Annotated in this window: 15 protein-coding genes; 9 read left to right on the top strand and 6 right to left on the bottom strand. The window is 61.8% G+C overall.

All coding sequences use genetic code 11. From position 1 onward, the window contains the following. The 4 genes from C7I56_RS12500 to C7I56_RS11220 form a co-directional block, all read right to left on the bottom strand. Positions 1-585, bottom strand: a 585-nt coding sequence (locus C7I56_RS12500; protein WP_199792398.1) for a hypothetical protein, incomplete at its 3' end; no start/stop codon positions are given. Positions 586-590: 5 nt separating this feature from the next. Beyond that, a complete protein-coding gene (locus C7I56_RS11210) occupies positions 591-1,637 on the bottom strand; it encodes a ribonucleotide-diphosphate reductase subunit beta (RefSeq protein WP_106640730.1) in 1,047 nt (348 codons plus the stop codon). A gap of 4 nt (positions 1,638-1,641) precedes the next feature. Continuing rightward, a complete protein-coding gene (locus C7I56_RS11215) occupies positions 1,642-2,121 on the bottom strand; it encodes an endonuclease domain-containing protein (RefSeq protein WP_245409695.1) in 480 nt (159 codons plus the stop codon). Continuing rightward, positions 2,118-2,411 (bottom strand): hypothetical protein, encoded by a 294-nt coding sequence (locus C7I56_RS11220; RefSeq protein WP_106640731.1) that lies wholly within the window; start codon positions 2,409-2,411, stop codon positions 2,118-2,120. The genes C7I56_RS11215 and C7I56_RS11220 overlap by 4 nt, the downstream gene beginning before the upstream one ends. Positions 2,412-2,459: 48 nt before the next feature. On the opposite strand from C7I56_RS11220, the gene C7I56_RS11225 reads away from it, so the two are divergent. After that, the gene (locus C7I56_RS11225; protein WP_106640732.1) at positions 2,460-2,711 is read left to right on the top strand and encodes a DUF2171 domain-containing protein; all 252 of its coding nucleotides are present in this window, start codon (positions 2,460-2,462) and stop codon (positions 2,709-2,711) included. 246 nt (positions 2,712-2,957) lie between these two features. Here the strand turns inward: C7I56_RS11225 and C7I56_RS11230 are convergent, their stop codons facing one another. Then, positions 2,958-4,871: a ribonucleoside-diphosphate reductase subunit alpha gene (locus C7I56_RS11230; RefSeq protein ID WP_106640733.1), complete on the bottom strand. Its 1,914-nt coding sequence runs from the start codon at positions 4,869-4,871 to the stop codon at positions 2,958-2,960. Positions 4,872-5,307: 436 nt separating this feature from the next. Here C7I56_RS11230 and C7I56_RS11235 point away from each other — a divergent pair, with 436 nt between their 5' ends. Further along, complete coding sequence (locus C7I56_RS11235) at positions 5,308-5,625, top strand: hypothetical protein (protein ID WP_106640734.1); 318 nt, start codon at positions 5,308-5,310, stop codon at positions 5,623-5,625. A 19-nt stretch (positions 5,626-5,644) separates the two neighbouring features. Here C7I56_RS11235 and C7I56_RS11240 read toward each other — a convergent pair whose 3' ends face one another. After that, positions 5,645-6,343 carry a hypothetical protein gene (locus C7I56_RS11240; RefSeq protein ID WP_106640735.1) on the bottom strand — a complete coding sequence of 233 codons (699 nt, stop codon included), beginning with the start codon at positions 6,341-6,343 and terminating at the stop codon, positions 5,645-5,647. 156 nt (positions 6,344-6,499) lie between these two features. Here C7I56_RS11240 and C7I56_RS11245 point away from each other — a divergent pair, with 156 nt between their 5' ends. From C7I56_RS11245 to scpA, 7 genes are all read left to right on the top strand, one after another. Then, the gene (locus tag C7I56_RS11245) at positions 6,500-8,419 is read left to right on the top strand and encodes a hybrid sensor histidine kinase/response regulator (protein ID WP_106640736.1); all 1,920 of its coding nucleotides are present in this window, start codon (positions 6,500-6,502) and stop codon (positions 8,417-8,419) included. Positions 8,420-8,472: 53 nt separating this feature from the next. Then, entirely contained in the window at positions 8,473-9,276 is an 804-nt protein-coding gene (locus C7I56_RS11250; RefSeq protein WP_106640737.1) for a DUF1206 domain-containing protein, read from the top strand. An 88-nt stretch (positions 9,277-9,364) separates the two neighbouring features. Next, entirely contained in the window at positions 9,365-10,882 is a 1,518-nt protein-coding gene (locus C7I56_RS11255) for a fumarate hydratase (protein ID WP_106640738.1), read from the top strand. Positions 10,883-11,057: 175 nt separating this feature from the next. Further along, a complete protein-coding gene (locus tag C7I56_RS11260; RefSeq protein ID WP_106640739.1) occupies positions 11,058-12,590 on the top strand; it encodes an acyl-CoA carboxylase subunit beta in 1,533 nt (510 codons plus the stop codon). Between the two features lie 12 nt (positions 12,591-12,602). Then, positions 12,603-13,106, top strand: a complete 504-nt coding sequence (locus tag C7I56_RS11265) for a hypothetical protein (RefSeq protein WP_158703109.1) — start codon at positions 12,603-12,605, stop codon at positions 13,104-13,106. Further along, positions 13,103-13,522: a methylmalonyl-CoA epimerase gene (gene mce, locus C7I56_RS11270; RefSeq protein WP_106640741.1), complete on the top strand. Its 420-nt coding sequence runs from the start codon at positions 13,103-13,105 to the stop codon at positions 13,520-13,522. The genes C7I56_RS11265 and mce overlap by 4 nt, the downstream gene beginning before the upstream one ends. A 123-nt stretch (positions 13,523-13,645) precedes the next feature. Continuing rightward, positions 13,646-15,895: a methylmalonyl-CoA mutase gene (gene scpA, locus C7I56_RS11275; RefSeq protein ID WP_106640742.1), complete on the top strand. Its 2,250-nt coding sequence runs from the start codon at positions 13,646-13,648 to the stop codon at positions 15,893-15,895. The last annotated feature ends 9 nt before the right edge of the window (positions 15,896-15,904 follow it).

Genomic DNA, 15,904 nt, shown 5'->3' on the forward strand with positions numbered 1-15,904 from the left:
GGGGGGGGGGGGGGGGGGGGGGGGGGGGGGGGCGGCGGGGGTGGTGGCGGGGGCGGCGGGGGTGGTGGCGGGGGCGGCGGTGGTGGCGATGGATTTGCCATTACTCTTCTCTCCTGCTTGAAAGACTGAGAATGTCGCGAGACTTATAAGTGCGGAAACAAATAACCCAAAAGATGCGACTTGGCATCGCCTGACCCACTTATTCTCCCAAGGCTCGTCAAAGCTATTTATCTTACGCGAATAGAATTGCTCAACGAGTTTTTGCTGAGCAAGGTAAGCTTTTGAGGAGAAAATGTGCTCAGACAACCCACTAGCAAGACTTAAAACCAGAAGTATCAATGCCAAGATCAAAACTGGCAACAGGCGCGGCTCGACCTGGACGCTTGTCTGCGTGATGAAGCCTGCAATCAGGGCAATCAAAGTCGCCGAGAGCTGAATGATCGTTTTGACAAGCGTGTCTTCTGCCTCGCGCCGAGCCTTTATGAGCTCTGTGCGCTCGCTCATCATAGTCTTGTAACATTCATCCAAATCGCAGCCATCCAACATGTGAGGCTGCGTTTCATTGACTTCGGTGTCCGACGTCAAAGGACTTACTCCGCCGCCGCCTGCCCGAACATATCCACGCCCGCGTCGCCTTCTTCGGCCACATCGTTGGCCTTGGCGGCTTTCCGCCGGTCGAAATTGTCCCAGACTTCGCCCCAATTGCCCTTGGTCGCGGCCTTGGAATATTCGGTGGCGCGGGTTTCGAAGAAGTTGGCGTGTTCGACGCCGTTCAGCAGCGGCGCGAGCCAGGGGAGCGGGTGTTCCTCGATCATGTAGATGGGCTTGAGGCCCAGCTGTCCGAGGCGCCAATCGGCGATGTAGCGGACATATTTCTTGATGTCCTTGGGCGTCATGCCGTTCACCGGGCCCATTTCGAAGACGAGGTCGATGAACGCGTCTTCGATCCGCACCGTCTTCTGGCACATGTCCAATATGTCGTCGCGCACCGCCGGCGTCATGCAATTGCGTTCCTTCACGAAGGCGTGGAACAGGCGAATGATGCCTTCGCAGTGGAGGGTTTCGTCGCGGACGGACCAGCTGACGATCTGCCCCATGCCCTTCATCTTGTTGAAGCGCGGGAAGTTCATCAGCATCGCGAAGGAGGCGAAGAGCTGCAGCCCTTCGGTGAAGCCGCCGAACATGGCGAGCGTCTTGGCGATATCCTCGTCCGTATCGACGCCAAACTGGGCGAGATAATCGTGTTTGTCCTTCATCTCCTTATATTGGAGGAAGGCCGAATATTCGCTTTCGGGCATGCCGATCGTGTCGAGCAGGTGACTGTAAGCCGCGATGTGCACCGTCTCCATATTGGAGAAAGCCGTCAGCATCATCTTCACTTCCGTAGGCTTGAACACGCGACCGTATTTTTCGTGGTAGCAATCCTGCACTTCCACGTCGGCCTGGGTGAAGAAGCGGAAGATCTGGGTCAGCAGGTTCCGCTCATGATCGGTGAGCTTTTGCGCCCAATCGCGGCAATCCTCCCCCAGCGGCACCTCTTCGGGGAGCCAGTGGAGCTGCTGCTGACGCTTCCAATATTCGAACGCCCAAGGATATTCGAACGGCTTATAGGTCTTGGAGGCTTGAAGAAGGGACATGGGCTTACTCCTTGCGCCCCTCTCCCATCGGGAGAGGGAGGGGCCCGCGCGCAGCGCGGGAGGGTGAGGGTGAATATGGGGATTGGGTAGGCTTTTGCTCACCCTCACCCCGACCCTCTCCCGGGGGGAGAGGGCGAAGGGCTGCGGCGATCGTTTCGAGGACGCCGGGCGTGTTTTCGAGGACGTCGTTGTTCCAGAAGCGGAGGACGCGGTAGCCTTGGCTTTTCAGGAAGTGGGTGCGGGCGGCGTCCTGTTCGGACTGAAGCGCGTGCTGGCCGCCATCGACCTCCACAATCAGCTTGGCGGAGAAACTGAGGAAATCGGCGAAATAGGGGCCGACGGGCACCTGGCGGCGAAACTTGGCTGGGCCGAGGCTTTCGCGCAGAGCCTTCCACAGGCGCTTTTCGGCCTCGGTCGCATTGTGACGCAGGCCACGGGCGCGATCAACACTGCCGGACGGGAGATCGTGATAGAGACGCATCATCCCCGCCCCCGCCTTTTATACACCACCTTCGTTTTCCGCGCGCCGACGCCGAAGACGACGATGCCGAGGAAATAGCCGAAATCGTACCAGCCGCCGTTATTAGGCACCGCGTAGACCGCGACGTCCTGGAAAAAGAGCGAGACGATCCAGGCGACCGGGAAAATGAAGCCGTGCCACAGGGCGAGGAGGAAGCCCGGCGCGTCGTGGGCGACCGCTTCGCTCGTCTGGCGGGCGGCACAGGCGGCAAGCGGCAGGGCCGCGGCGAAAATCAGTGCGGCGCGATGCAGCATTTGGCGTCCCCGCGCGTTCCCCTTCCCACACTCAACAGGAGAGTCTTCATGGTGGACATCAGCCAGATCAGGGAACATGCGCAGGTGATCGGCGCGGACGGCGTAAAGGTCGGCACCGTCGACAAGGTCGAGGGCGATCGGATCAAGCTGACCAAGGACAGTTCCGGGCAGGGATCCCACGAAGGACATCACCACTTCATTTCGACCGGACTGGTCGCCGGTGTCGAGGGCGACACGGTGCGCCTGTCCGCAAATGCCGACGTCGCGGTCAATATCTTCGAGGAAGAACAGGGCGACTGAGGCGCCGCCGTCCATAGCCGCATCCGCCCGCAGATCGCGGGTGGAGCGAGCGGCAGTGGCAGCCTTCATCCTCATCTCTCGTCCTTCTTAATCCTATTCGGGGAAGCGGCGCGCGGTCCGTGCCCCGGCCGCAGGGCGCCGCTTCCCCTTGAGGGCCCGTGCCGCAAGGAGGTGTGGCACGGGCGGTTCCCCCGCTCTGGGGAACCAACTCATCCTCTCCCGCACGCGCGGGAGAGGTTACTCACATCACTGACAGGCCAGGCACTCGTCGTAATCGGTCGTGTTCGCCGCGAGCTGGATTTCCTTCAATTCGGGCGTGTTGTCCGCTTCGACGCCGCCCGCGAAGCCCGCGCGCTGCACGGACTTCGAACGGAGATAATAAAGCGACTTGATGCCAAGCTCCCACGCGCGGAAGTGGAGCATCAGGAGATCCCACTTGTCGACGTCGGCCGGGATGAAGAGGTTCAGCGACTGGGCCTGGTCGATATAGGGCGTGCGGTCGGCGGCGAGCTCGATCAGCCAGCGCTGGTCGATTTCGAACGACGTCTTGAACGTGTCCTTTTCTTCCTGGGTCAGGAAGTCGAGATGCTGGACGGACCCGCCCTGCTCCAGGATCGAATTCCATACCGCGTCGCTATTCTTCGCCTTTTCGATCAGCAGCTTTTCAAGGTGCGGGTTGCGGACCGAGAAGCTGCCCGACAAGGTCTTGTGCGTATAGACGTTGCCCGGGATCGGCTCGATACAGGCCGACGTGCCGCCGCAGATGATGGAAATCGACGCGGTCGGCGCGATCGCCATTTTGCAGCTGAAACGCTCCATCACGCCCATGTCGGCAGCGTCAGGGCAAGGGCCGCGTTCCTTGGCGAGCATCATCGAGGCTTCGCTCGCCTGCGCGGCGATATGCTTGAAGATCCGCATGTTCCAGCTCTTCGCCATCGCGCCTTCGAAGGCGATGTTGCGCGCCTGAAGGAAGGAGTGGAAGCCCATGACGCCAAGGCCGACCGAGCGTTCGCGGCTGGCACTGTACTTGGCGCGGGCCATCTCTTCGGGCGCGCGGTCGATATAGTCCTGCAGCACATTGTCGAGGAAGCGCATCACGTCTTCGATGAACATCTTGTCGCCGTTCCACTCGTCCCAGGTTTCGAGATTGACGGACGAAAGGCAGCAGACCGCCGTGCGATCCTGACCGAGGTGATCGCGGCCGGTCGGCAACGTGATTTCCGAGCAGAGGTTCGAGGTCGAAACCTTGAGGCCGAGATCGCGGTGATGCTTGGGCATCGCCTTGTTCACATGATCGGCGAAGACGATGTAGGGCTCGCCGGTCGCGAGACGGGTTTCGACGAGCTTCTGGAAGAGCGCGCGCGCATCGACCTTGCCGCGTTCCGAACCGTCCTTGGGCGAGCGCAGGATCCACTCTTCGCCATTGCGCACCGCTTCCATGAACGCGTCGGTGACGAGCACGCCGTGGTGGAGGTTGAGCGCCTTGCGGTTGAAGTCGCCGCTAGGCTTACGGATCTCAAGGAATTCCTCGATCTCCGGGTGGTTGATGTCGAGATAGACGGCGGCCGAGCCACGGCGCAGCGAGCCTTGGCTGATCGCCAGCGTCAGGCTATCCATCACGCGGACAAAGGGAATGATGCCGCTGGTCTTGCCGTTCAAACCGACCGGCTCGCCGATGCCGCGAACATTGCCCCAATAAGTGCCGATGCCGCCGCCGCGCGAAGCGAGCCAGACATTCTCGTTCCAGATTTCGGTGATCGCCTGCAGGCTGTCGTCGACCGAGTTCAGATAGCAGGAAATGGGAAGCCCGCGCCCGGTGCCGCCGTTGGACAGGACCGGCGTCGCCGGCATGAACCACAGCTTCGAAATATAGTCGTAGAGGCGCTGGGCGTGACCCTGATCGTCCGCATAAGCGCAGGCAACGCGCGCGAAGAGATCCTGATAGCTTTCGCCTGGAAGGAGATAGCGGTCGCGGAGCGTATCCTTGCCGAATTCGGTCAAAAGCGCGTCGCGGCTGTCATCCGTCTTCACGTCGAATGCGCGGGGCGCCACGGACTTCGAATCCGGCGCCGCGGCCTTTTTCGGTTGATCCTTCTTTGGCGTTTCAACGGTGACGGCCACGTCGCCCGAGTCCACTTCGTTGCTGCCCAGAAGGTCCATCACTTCATCCCCTTATTTGTTCCACGACGGAGTCGGGCCACGACCCGATCCATAGCGCCGTTTGGGGGCATGCGGGGGCGCTAATTTCGCTTGTCCCCGATATCCACAGGGCACAAATATGCCTTCCACGCCAATATAATGGCGCGCTGCCCCTGCTACAATGTCTAGCGTGCCCCCTTTGGCGACGCCACAACCTATAGTGCCTGATCCAGTTTCAGACGCAAGGGGGTAAATCGGATTTAACCATATCAATTCGTCGCAATGGCGGATTTCCGCGCTTGTTTCGGCAGTAGAGTATTTTGCGCGCCAAGCCGCGATAATCGCCATCCGGGCGCCCCCCCCCTTCGGACGCTGTCTGGAACCGTGGCGAAAGGCGGATCGTTGCTCCCACATAACAGTATTGGAGTGAATGATGTCGCGTATCCCCAGTTCAGCCATGAAACATGCCAAGGCCGAAACCGAGCAGCAGCAGATAGGCAACGAAGACGGCGGTTCGTCACGCTGGTCGTTCAGCCAGATGTCTCAGCACATGTCCGACGGCGCGACCCGTGTCGTCGCGAAGGCCCGAGCCAATCCGGGCGCGGCGCTTGCCGTCGGTGGCGCGGTAGTCGGCGCTGTTGCAGCCGCAGCGGTGCCGCTCTTCCGGTGGGGCCGCGATGGCGGGACCGCCGACAAGGGCACACAGGCGCGCAAGTCCGCCTCCGCCAAGAAATCTAGCGCGACCACGAAGGCGCGTCGTAAAAAGTCAAACTGATCCCGAAAGCCTTACGGCTTCAGGGTAGGGAAATCCACGTTGCGCGGGCGGATGCCAGGCATCCGCCCGCCGCGTCGTGGATCGCCGTGCCGCAATGATGCTTGCGGCCGTCATGGCCGATTGCCCAGCCGGTGACGATTAAAGGCTTACCGGCCTTAGGGCGATCGCCGATATGCGTGGCGATGCGGCCAAGGACAGCGGACCCGGCCTGAGCCTTCACCGCGAAATAGCCGGGACAGTCGAGCGCGGCCCACAGATATTCGGACCATATTTGGCCATGCTCGTCCGCGAGGTCCGCACCCGGCGTCCAGACTGCGGCGACCTGGCACCGTCCCTCGACTGCCCCTGCAAAGATGCGCAGGCCGTCGCCTGGCGCGCGCTCCGGTCCGCAAACAAAGCAGCCGGGGAAAACGTGGTCCATAAGGCCAGCATAGTGACGCTCAGCTTCATGCGCGCTGGCGAGATCTGGCGGGGTCGGCACCTCGATATCCACAGTCGCGGGCATCGCCGATGCGATGAGCGCGCCGCCATCGAGTAACCGTGCGCCCTCCCCGCCCCGTTCCACCTGAAGATCGCGGCCAAGCGGGGGCGGCAGGCGGAGGGTGACTTCGACGTTCGATCCGCCGAGAAAAGCCGCAAGGCGTCCGGCGGAATAGCCACCATTCCCGCTGGCGGGCGGACCCCGGAAGCGGGGATCGATACGGATCGTGGACGCCATCGCTATCAAAGCCCTAACCTATGTTAGCGCGTGTGTCGCCAGGAACCTATCTAACGCCTTCGCGCCTTGATCGTCGCGATATTTCCGTTACGACCATCCGGGCTGGGGAGCAAAATGGAGCCGAAGCCGTTTCGGCCTCGTTGTTCATGAGTAGAGATGGCCGGGCAAGCTCCTTATTCTTCCGATGTCGTTGACCAGCGCTTCGAGCGGCTCGTCAATTCCGTCACTGATTATGCGATCTACATGCTCGACGCGGACGGGCATGTCGCGACCTGGAATCCGGGCGCACGACGCTTCAAGGGCTATGAAGCCGATGAAATTATCGGCCAGCATTTCTCGCGCTTCTTCACCGATGAGGATCGCGCGGACGGCCTGCCAGAGCGGGCACTCAAGACGGCTGCTGCCGAAGGGCGGTTCGAAGCCGAAGGCTGGCGGGTGCGCAAGGATGGTACGCGCTTCTGGGCCAGCGCCATACTCGATCCGATCTGGGACGGCGGCAAGATTGCCGGTTTTGCCAAGGTCACGCGCGACATCACGCACAAGAAGCAGGCCGAACGCCAGCTTTACGAGAGCGAGCAGCGTTTCCGGATGCTCGTTCAGGGCGTGCGCGATTACGCCATCTACATGCTGACGCCGCAAGGCATCGTGTCCAATTGGAATAGCGGCGCAGAAGCGATCAAGGGTTATAAGGCCGAAGAAATTGTCGGCCAGCATTTCTCGCGTTTCTACACTGACGAGGACCGGACAGGCGGGGAGCCCGAGAAGGCGCTCGCCACCGCGCTTCGTGAAGGTAAATATGAGCGGGAAGCCTGGCGCGTGCGAAAAGACGGCACGCGCTTCTTCGCCAGCATCCTTATCGATCCGATCTACACCGAAACCGGCGAACTCGCTGGCTTCGCCAAGATCACCCGTGACATTACCGAGCGCCAACAAGCGACTGAGAATTTGGAGGAAGCGCGCACAGCTCTGTTCCAATCGCAGAAATTACAGGCGCTGGGCGAGCTGACCGGCGGCATTGCGCACGATTTCAACAATCTGATGACGGTCATCCGCGGGGCGGCGGACCTGTTGCGGCGCGGCGCCTTGTCGGAGGAAAAGCGCGCCCGATATCTCGACGCCATCGTGGATACGGCCGATCGCGCGTCAACTCTCACCAGCCACCTTCTTGCGTTCGGGCGGCGGCAACCGTTGAAGCCGGAGGTCGTCGATCTCAATCTGCGTATGGATGCCTTTGGCGAGGTGGTGGCGCGAACTTTAGGCAGCAAGATTGCGGTCATGCTCGATTTGGCCCCGGGTCTCGGCCATGTGGAAGTGGATGCGACGCAGCTTGAAACCGCACTCCTCAACGCGGCGATCAACGCGCGCGACGCCATGCCGGACGGCGGGCGCATCACCCTGTCCACCGCCAATGCCGATGACGGGCGATCGATTTGCGTTGCCGTTTCGGATACCGGCACGGGTATGCCGCAGGACGTGATTGCCCGCGCGTTCGAACCGTTCTTCACGACCAAACCGGTTGGCAAGGGCACCGGCCTTGGCCTCAGCCAGATCCACGGCTTTGCCGCGCAAACCGGGGGACGGGCAGAGATAGAGTCGCGGGAGGGGGAAGGCACGACGATCCGCATCATCCTGCCGCGCTCGGACAAACCGCTGACCGCAGATATGAGTGGCGAACAAAGTGCAGCTATTCCGGAAGGGCTGCGCGTTATGCTGGTCGAGGATAACGAACAGGTGCGCGACTTTGCGCGCCATCTCCTGGAGGAATTGCGTTGCACGGTCGTCAGCGCCGCCAGCGCGGACGAGGCGCTGCCTCTCATCGAAAGCGGGCAGCTCGATCTCGTCTTCACCGATGTCGTGATGCCCGGAATGAGCGGCGTAGAATTCGCGCAATGGATCAGGGAGCATAGCCCGGAAATGCCGGTCCTGCTGGCCAGTGGTTATAGCGAGGAAGTGATCGAAGGCGTCGGCGCGGAATTCCCGATGCTGCGCAAGCCTTATGGCGCGGAAGCGTTGTCCAAGGCGATCGTGGACGCGCTCAAGAAAAACCGGCCCGACGCCGCCTCTGGGCACGGATAAGCGGAACGCGGCCTACCGATCCTCGTTTCCCGTGCGCAACAGGGAGGATCTGGATGATCAGCATGAATGGAATGGAGGCGATGACCCGCCTCGGCTTTGCCGCACGCGGCGTGATGTATGTGCTGATCGGTTACCTCGCGATCCAGACCGGACGGACCGAAGATGGCACAGGTGCGCTTCAATATCTGTCGAGCGGCGCGGGCCGCGCCATCCTTGGCCTGATGGCGCTCGGTTTTGCCGGCTATGCGATTTGGCGGCTGTCGGAAGCAGTCATCGACAGCGAGGGCAATGGCAAAGATGCCAAAGGCTGGGCGGTTCGCATTGGCGGGGCGGTAAGCGGGCTTGTCCATCTCGGCCTGGGTTTCTACGCCCTGATGCTGGCCCTCCACATGTCCGCCGGGGACGGTGGAGGTGCAGGCGCGGAAAAGGGCGCGGCCACAGCGCTCAGCCTGCCCGGAGGGCCGGTTCTCCTCACCATCGCCGCGATCGCCCTTGCCGGGACCAGCCTCTATCAAATGGTGAAAGCGGTGCGGCTCCGCTTTCTCGACCATCTCGACCACGAAGCGGCGCACCAAGCCTGGGTGATGTGGATCGGCCGCGCAGGCTATAGCGCGCGCGGTGTCGTTTTCCTGATCATGGGCTGGTTCCTGTGGCGCGCGGCGCAAAGCGCGCGCGCCGAGCAAGCCGGCGATATGGGTCAGGCCTTGGCCTTGCTCCCCGCGACACTGCAATGGATCGTCGCGGCGGGGCTCCTGCTCTTCGGCCTCTTCAGCTTCGTCGAGGCCCGCTACCGCCGCATCAACAATCCCGACGTGATCGCGCGGTTGAAGGGAATGGGAATGGCCGTGCGAGCATGAGGCTCGCCCGCCACTCAAAGCCCCTCCCCCTTTTGCGTCCATCCCGCTAGAAGCGCGCCAGACTTCATATCCAAGCGGGATTGCCACCTTGACCACCATCATTCGGGAAGCGGACCTTATCGAGAGCGTCGCGGATGCGCTTCAGTACATCTCTTACTATCACCCAATGGATTATATCCGGGCGTTGGGCGACGCCTATGAAGCCGAGGAATCGCCGGCAGCGAAGGACGCGATCGCGCAGATCCTGACCAACAGCCGCATGTGCGCTGAGGGTCACCGGCCGATCTGCCAGGATACCGGCATCGTCACCGTGTTCGTGAAGTGGGGACAGGAATGCCTGCTCGACAGCAAATTGAGCCTGCAACAGGTGGTGGATGAAGGCGTCCGCCGCGCCTATCGTCACCCCGAAAATCCGCTGCGGTCCTCGATCCTCGCCGATCCGGCGTTCGGCCGCGTCAACACGAAGGACAATACGCCTTCGGTCCTTCATGTGGAGATGGTGCCGGGCAACAAGGTCGACATTACGGTCGCTGCGAAGGGCGGCGGCAGCGAGAACAAGTCCAAGTTCAAGATGCTGAACCCCAGCGACTCCATCGTCGACTGGGTACTTGAAATGGTGCCGCAAATGGGCGCGGGCTGGTGCCCGCCCGGCATGCTCGGCATCGGCATTGGCGGCACGGCGGAAAAGGCGATGCTACTCGCCAAGGAAAGCCTGATGGGTTCGATCGACATGGCGCGATTGAAGGCGCGCGGGCCGCAGAACAAGATCGAAGAGCTTCGCATCGAATTGTTCGACAAGGTGAATGCGCTCGGCATCGGCGCGCAGGGCCTTGGCGGCCTTGCGACGATCCTCGACGTGAAGATCCTCGACTGGCCGACCCATGCCGCGTCGAAGCCGATCGCGATGATCCCCAATTGCGCCGCGACCCGCCACGCCCATTTCGTGCTGGATGGCTCAGGGCCCGTCTACCTCGAAACGCCGAAGCTTGAGGAATGGCCGGATGTCAATTGGACGCCAAGCAAGGAAGCCAAGCGCGTCAACCTCGATGAATTGACGCCGGAGCTGGTGCAGAGCTGGAAGCATGGCGACCGTCTGCTCCTTTCGGGCAAGATGCTCACCGGCCGCGACGCTGCGCACAAGCGGATCAAGGATATGCTGGATCGCGGCGAACAGCTGCCCGTCGAGTTCAAGGGCCGCGTCATTTATTATGTCGGCCCGGTTGACCCGGTTGGCGAGGAGGTGGTTGGCCCGGCTGGCCCCACCACCGCCACCCGCATGGACAAGTTCACGCGCATGATGCTGGAACAGGGCCTCCTCGCCATGGTCGGCAAGGCCGAGCGCGGGCCGATGGCGATCGACGCGATCAGTGATCACAAGTCAGCCTATCTGATGGCCGTCGGCGGAGCCGCCTATCTCGTCGCCCGCGCGATCAAGGGATCGAAGGTCGTCGGGTTCGAGGATCTCGGCATGGAAGCGATCTACGAATTCGAGGTCGAGGACATGCCGGTAACGGTGGCGGTGGATAGCGAGGGACAGAGCGTCCACCATCTTGCGCCGCTGGTATGGCGGGACAAGATCGCGAAGAAGGCGCTGGAAACGGCGTAACCTTCCCTGTCATGCTGAACTTGTTTCAGCATCCATCTAGCGGGCAGTTCAACTGTCTCCGCCATGGACCCTGAAACAAGTTGGGGTGACGATGGGGGCTAGGCGCCTCTCTTCCATTGCCTTTTGCGCGCGTCCCTGAAAAAGGGGCTGCAAAGACAAGTGAGAGGAGCCTCCTTTGGCGACCACGATCGAGGAACTGGAAGACCGTCGCGAGCGCGCGCGGCTGGGCGGCGGGCAGGCGCGGATCGATGCGCAGCATGCCAAGGGGCGGCTGACCGCGCGAGAGCGGCTCGACGTGCTGCTCGATCCCGGCAGCTTCGAAGAATATGACATGTTCGTCGAGCATAATTGCTCCGATTTCGGCATGGAAAGCCAGAAGGTGCCGGGCGACGGCGTCGTCACCGGATCGGGCACGATCAACGGCCGCCTCGTCTACGTCTTCGCGCAGGACTTCACCGTGTTCGGCGGCTCGCTGTCCGAACGCCACGCGCAGAAGATCTGCAAGGTGATGGACATGGCGCTGAAGGTCGGCGCGCCGGTCATCGGTTTGAACGACTCCGGCGGCGCGCGCATCCAGGAGGGCGTGGCCTCACTCGGCGGCTATGCCGAGGTATTCCAGCGCAACGTGCTCGCATCCGGCGTGGTGCCACAGATTAGCCTGATCATGGGCCCGTGCGCGGGCGGCGCGGTCTATTCACCCGCAATGACAGACTTCATCTTCATGGTGAAGGATTCAAGCTATATGTTCGTCACCGGCCCCGACGTGGTGAAGACCGTCACCAACGAAGTCGTGACGCAGGAGGAATTGGGCGGCGCCGTCACCCACACGACCAAGTCGGGCGTGGCGGACGTGGCCTTCGAGAATGACATCGAAGCGCTGCTCGCGACCCGCGACTTCTTCGACTATCTGCCGCTGTCGAACCGCCACGATCTGCCCACGCGGCCGACGACGGATCCCTGGGACCGGATCGAGGATAGCCTCGATACGCTCATCCCGGACAGCGCGAACAAGCCCTATGACATGCACGAGCTCATCCGGAAGGTCGTCGACGAAGGCGATTTCTTCGAGGTGCAGCCGACCCATGCGGGGAACATTCTCTGCGGCTTCGGGCGCGTCGAGGGGCGCACGATCGGCATCGTCGCCAACCAGCCGATGGTGCTGGCCGGCGTGCTCGACATCAACAGTTCGAAAAAAGCCGGGCGCTTCGTCCGCTTCTGCGACGCCTTCGACATTCCGATCGTCACCTTCGTCGACGTGCCGGGCTTCCTCCCCGGCGTCGCGCAGGAGCATAGCGGCATCATCAAGCACGGCGCGAAACTGCTCTTCGCTTATGCCGAAGCGACCGTGCCCAAGATCACCGTCATCACCCGCAAGGCCTATGGCGGCGCCTATGACGTCATGGCCTCAAAACACCTGCGCGGCGACTTGAACTACGCCTGGCCGTCCGCCGAAATCGCGGTGATGGGCGCGAAGGGCGCGGTGGAGATCATCTTCCGCAAGGACATTGGCGACGCGCAAAAGATCGCCGAGCGCACCCGCGAATATGAGGAACGCTTCGCCAATCCCTTCGTGGCAGCGAGCAAGGGCTTCATCGACGAGGTGATCATGCCCCATTCCACGCGGCGGCGCATCGCGCTGGGCTTGCGGAAGCTACGCGACAAGCAGCTCGAAAATCCGTGGAAGAAGCATGACAATATTCCGCTTTAGAAGGGAATGACGATGTCAAAAGCTAAGGCAATTTGTGAGCGCGCTCGGCGACAGGTTCGCGAGCAATTCGATTTTGTTTCCTTAGAAGATGCTCAGTTTGTCTGGAACCATGAGCCAGATGGGTCAGGAAAATGGCTAGAAGAAGCGCTTGTCGTAGTTCCGAAGGGAGCAATGGGTACGGATGTCCACGAACTTAGCAGTTCCACTGGAGGAGACTCAGAAGGTTGGCCGGATGCACCTTATAACAACCCGGGATTCATCTTTGGGCAGCTACTTTTCCACGAGTGGACATCGAAAGCCGAGCAAGTCGAAGCAATTGCCGAATTTGCAAAAATCAAAGAGCTTGGCTGGGCCCGAGAAATCCTGCGAGGGATCGCAACGGATGTGGGTGCCTTCTACCACGATGACGATAATACTGTTTGGTCGGAGATGCGCTGCATAACGGACGTCGAGAATTTTCGGAACGAAATCCTCTTTCAGTTGGAACAACACGCTGAAAAAGAGAATGAGGAATGAACCTCGGCCGTCTGAACCATGTCGGGGTCGCGACCCCGTCCATCGAAAAGAGCATCCCGATCTATCGCGACCTGCTCGGTGCGACGACGATCCATGAAGCGTTCGATTTGCCCGCGCAGGGCGTTCGGGTGTGTTTCGTCGATACGCCGAACAGCCAGATCGAATTGATCGAGCCGCTGGGCGAAACCTCGCCGATCCTGAAGTTTCTGGAGAAGAACCCGCTCGGCGGGCAGCATCATGTCTGCTTCGAAGTGCCGGACATTCATGCCGCCAAGGCCGAGATGGAGGCCAAGGGTGCCAAAGTGCTTGGCGAGCCGCGCATCGGGGCGCATGGCACGCCGGTGATCTTCGTGCATCCCAAGGACATGGGCGGGATGCTGGTGGAATTGATGGAGACGCCGCGTGAAGGGCATTGAGCCAAGCTCCCTCTCCCCTTGGGAGAGGGTTGGGGTGAGGGTGGTCGGGCTTTCCGGAACCGGACACCCTCACCCTCCCATGCTGGCGCATGGGCCCCTCCCTCTCCCGACGGGAGAGGGTTTGTGAGCAACAAACCCACGCGCGCCGATTGGGAGGCGCTGGCCGCCAAGGAAGTGAAGGGGCGCGATCTTACCTGGCAGACGCCGGAAGGAATCGCCGTGAAGCCGCTTTACACGGCGGAGGATGTCGAGGGCATCGACCCCGGCCTGCCCGGCTTCGCGCCATTCACGCGCGGTGTGCGGGCCAGCATGTATGCGGGCCGCCCGTGGACGATCCGCCAATATGCAGGCTTCTCGACTGCCGAGGAATCGAACGCTTTCTATCGCCGCAACCTTGCCGCGGGGCAGAAGGGGCTTTCGGTCGCCTTCGATCTTGCCACGCACCGGGGCTATGACAGCGATCACCCGCGCGTCGTCGGCGATGTCGGCAAGGCCGGCGTCGCGATCGACACGATCGACGATATGAAGATCCTGTTCGACGGCATTCCGCTCGATCAAATGTCCGTCAGCATGACGATGAACGGCGCGGTGATCCCGATCCTTGCTTTCTACATCGTCGCGGCGGAGGAGCAGGGCGTCCCTCAGGAGAAGCTGGACGGCACGATCCAGAACGACATCCTGAAGGAGTTCATGGTCCGCAACACCTATATTTACCCGCCTGAGCCCAGCATGCGGATCATTTCGGACATCATCGCCTTCACGTCCGAGAATATGCCGAAATTCAACTCCATCTCCATCTCCGGCTATCACATGCAGGAGGCGGGGGCGACGCAGGTGCAGGAACTCGCCTTCACCATCGCGGACGGCAAGGAATATGCGCGCGCAGCGATGGCGACCGGGCTCGATCTCGACAAGTTCGCCGGCCGCCTGTCCTTCTTCTTCGCCATCGGCATGAACTTCTTCATGGAAGTGGCGAAGCTGCGCGCCGCGCGGAAATTGTGGCATCGCGTGATGACGGATCTCGGCGCCAAGGACGAGCGCTCGAAAATGCTGCGCACCCATTGCCAGACGTCGGGCGTGTCGCTGACCGAGCAGGACCCGTACAACAACGTCATCCGCACCACGGTGGAGGCTATGGCGGCGGCATTGGGCGGCACGCAGTCGCTTCACACCAATGCGCTCGACGAAGCCATCGCGCTTCCGACCGATTTCTCCGCCCGCATCGCGCGCAACACGCAGATCGTGCTGCAGGAAGAAACCGGCATCACCAATGTCGTCGATCCTTTGGGCGGCTCTTATTATGTCGAGGCGCTGACGCAGGAGCTTTACGATCGCGCCTGGGAGATTATCGAGCGCGTCGAGGCCGAAGGCGGCATGGCGAAGGCCGTGGCGGCAGGCTGGCCCAAGGCGATGATCGAGGAAGCCTCTGCCGCCCGCGCCGCACGCGTCGACAAGGGCGAGGACGTGATCGTCGGCGTCAACCGCTATCGCCTCGCCGACGAGGCTGAGATCGACATTCTGGATGTCGACAATCACGCCGTGCGCGAGGCGCAGATCCGCCGCATCGAAAAGGTGAAGGCGGAGCGCGACGAAGCCAGGTGCCAGGCCGCGCTCGATGCTTTGCGCGAAGGCGCGAAACCCTTCACCCCTACCGTTCGGACTGAGCTTGTCGAAGGGCTGTCCTCCTCTTCAACCGATGCAGAAGGAAAGACAGGGCTTCGACAAGCTCAGCCCGAACGGGATGGGATGCGAACAAACCTGTTGGCTCTTGCGGTGGAATGCGCCCGCGCCCGCGCGACGCTCGGCGAGATTTCCTCCGCCATGGAGGATGCATTCGGCCGCTACGGCACCAATCCGCAGCCGGTGAGCGGCATTTATGGCGGCGCCTACAGCGAGGACCGCCGCTGGGCGCAGTTGGTCGACGGTGTCGGCTCCGTGGCGCAGCGCAAGGGCCGCAAGCCGCGCATGCTAACCGCCAAGATGGGCCAGGACGGACATGATCGGGGCGCCAATCTCGTTTCCTCGGTCTTCGGCGATCTCGGTTTCGAGGTGGTGGCAGGTCCCCTCTTCCAGACGCCGAAGGAAGCCGCCGACCTCGCCATCGAAAAGGATGTGGACGTGGTCGGCGCCTCCAGCCTCGCGGCGGGGCACAAGACCTTGATCCCGGAGTTGATCGGACATCTGAAGGATGCGGGCCGCAGTGACATCAAGGTCATTGCAGGTGGCGTCATCCCCGCGCAGGACTATCAGTACCTACGCGATGCCGGAGTGCAGGGCATTTTCGGGCCGGGCACCAATCTGGTGGACGCGGCGGGCGAAGTGCTGAAACTGCTGGGTCATAATGTGCCGCCGCAAGGCTTGGCTGATGAGTGAGGCTGCGAA

Source organism: Allosphingosinicella vermicomposti (genome assembly GCF_003012815.1).
GTDB lineage: Bacteria > Pseudomonadota > Alphaproteobacteria > Sphingomonadales > Sphingomonadaceae > Allosphingosinicella > Allosphingosinicella vermicomposti.

Excerpts from the sequence above, each read along its gene's own strand:
- C7I56_RS11210 (WP_106640730.1), bottom strand. The coding sequence starts at position 1,637 with ATGTCCCTTCTTCAAGCCTCCAAGACCTATAAGCCGTTCGAATATCCT.
- C7I56_RS11215 (WP_245409695.1), bottom strand. The coding sequence starts at position 2,121 with ATGATGCGTCTCTATCACGATCTCCCGTCCGGCAGTGTTGATCGCGCC.
- C7I56_RS11220 (WP_106640731.1), bottom strand. The coding sequence starts at position 2,411 with ATGCTGCATCGCGCCGCACTGATTTTCGCCGCGGCCCTGCCGCTTGCC.
- C7I56_RS11225 (WP_106640732.1), top strand. The coding sequence starts at position 2,460 with ATGGTGGACATCAGCCAGATCAGGGAACATGCGCAGGTGATCGGCGCG.
- C7I56_RS11230 (WP_106640733.1), bottom strand. The coding sequence starts at position 4,871 with ATGGACCTTCTGGGCAGCAACGAAGTGGACTCGGGCGACGTGGCCGTC.
- C7I56_RS11235 (WP_106640734.1), top strand. The coding sequence starts at position 5,308 with ATGAAACATGCCAAGGCCGAAACCGAGCAGCAGCAGATAGGCAACGAA.
- C7I56_RS11240 (WP_106640735.1), bottom strand. The coding sequence starts at position 6,343 with ATGGCGTCCACGATCCGTATCGATCCCCGCTTCCGGGGTCCGCCCGCC.
- C7I56_RS11245 (WP_106640736.1), top strand. The coding sequence starts at position 6,500 with ATGGCCGGGCAAGCTCCTTATTCTTCCGATGTCGTTGACCAGCGCTTC.
- C7I56_RS11250 (WP_106640737.1), top strand. The coding sequence starts at position 8,473 with ATGATCAGCATGAATGGAATGGAGGCGATGACCCGCCTCGGCTTTGCC.
- C7I56_RS11265 (WP_158703109.1), top strand. The coding sequence starts at position 12,603 with ATGTCAAAAGCTAAGGCAATTTGTGAGCGCGCTCGGCGACAGGTTCGC.
- mce (WP_106640741.1), top strand. The coding sequence starts at position 13,103 with ATGAACCTCGGCCGTCTGAACCATGTCGGGGTCGCGACCCCGTCCATC.